The organism is Psychrobacter sp. 1U2 (assembly GCF_051847575.1).
The window spans coordinates 1-1125 of record NZ_JBPYDC010000402.1; the positions used below are offsets into that span (position 1 = coordinate 1).

Annotated in this window: 1 protein-coding gene; it reads left to right on the forward strand. The window is 45.7% G+C overall.

The genetic code is table 11. From position 1 onward, the window contains the following. The coding region (gene lptG, locus ACS8FD_RS16150; RefSeq protein WP_439276593.1) for an LPS export ABC transporter permease LptG at nt 1-1125 on the forward strand (1125 nt) is incomplete at both ends.

Here is a 1125-nt window from a genome sequence, read left to right on the forward strand (position 1 = left end):
CCCTCAAAGCCGTTCCTCCAATTTAAAGGTGCTTGGACGTTATGTCAAAACCAATGCGCTTTTAGCGATTATCGCGGCGGTAGTTGGGTTATGGGCACTACAAGTCTTGTTTACCTACTTGTCTGAGCTTGAAGATTTGTCTGATAGTTATACCATGTCTGATGCGCTCAGATATATTTTTTACCGCTCGCCTTACTTTTTAGAGCAATTTATGCCAACAGGTGCACTACTTGGCGCAGTAGTGGGCTTAGGGTTGCTGGCTAGTAAAAGTGAGCTTGTCGTTATGCGTGCCGCTGGCGTCAGTATCTATCGCATCGTCGGCTGGGTATTGCAACCAGCGTTATTGTTTGTACTATTGGCACTAATGCTGAATCAGTTTGTACTGCCCAACTCTAACCAACTGGCTCGTGAAATAAACAACGAAGACAGCAGCTCACTAGTCACTTCAGTACGTGGCTACTGGACGATGCAGCCGCGCTTTCAAAGTACAACTGAAAGCAATACGGATGGTAACGTACAGCCTGATGGCAGTGATATTTTATATATCGATTATGCGGATGTACAAGGTAACATTGGTGAAGTCAAACGTTGGCATCTGGACAATAATGGTGACTTACAAACAGCCACTCATGCGATGGGTGGGCAGTACATTGGTCGTCAATCTTTGGGCACTACTGGCAAGCTAAGCGAGCAATATCGGTACGAGTGGCAGCTAAATAATATGACTAAGCTGTCCATCAATCAAGGCTTTGAGAGTAGCCAATCTAAGGCCTCATTAGATACTCTAAGTCTGCCCTTTGCACCTGAGTCCGTCTATTTACTGACTCGCAAAGCAGAGGATTTGTCTCTGACGCAGCTTTATGAACATCGTCAATTTATGCAACAACAAGGCAAGCGCTCGTTGCCACATGAGCTTGCATTTTGGCAAAAGCTGTTATCACCGCTGTCCATCTTATCGCTGGTGATTGTTGCTTGTTCATTCGTTTTTGGCTCATTGCGCACGCATAGCTTAGGTCTGCGTATTGTGGTCGCGTTACTTTTTGGTTTGCTATTTAGCTATGTGCAAGATTTGGTCGGCTTTGTCTCATTGGCGACGGGGTTTTCGCCCATGCTCATGGTACTGTT